Consider the following 237-nt stretch of genomic DNA (forward strand, 5'->3'; position numbering starts at 1 on the left):
GGGATTCGCACCACGCGCTACAAGGTGGCGGCCTACGTGATTGCCTCCCTGCTGGCGGGCCTGGTCGGGATTTTGCTGGCCTCGCGTATTGGCTCATCGCAGGTGAACGCGGGCGGCGGTTACCTGATGGATGCGGTGGCGGCGGCGTGGATCGGCTTCTCGCTGGCCGGGTCCGGCAAGCCGAATGCCCTGGGGACCCTGGTCGGGGCGGTGATTCTCGGCGTGCTGTCGAACGGG

The 237-nt window shown here is 68.4% G+C and carries 1 protein-coding gene; it reads left to right on the top strand.

Going from position 1 to position 237, the window contains the following annotated elements:
- On the top strand, nt 1–237 hold a 237-nt coding region (locus FLQ03_RS00005; protein ID WP_420855641.1), incomplete at both ends, for an ABC transporter permease subunit.

Origin of the sequence: Vogesella urethralis, from assembly GCF_007644045.2 — a bacterium.
In the GTDB taxonomy this organism is placed as follows: domain Bacteria; phylum Pseudomonadota; class Gammaproteobacteria; order Burkholderiales; family Chromobacteriaceae; genus Vogesella; species Vogesella urethralis.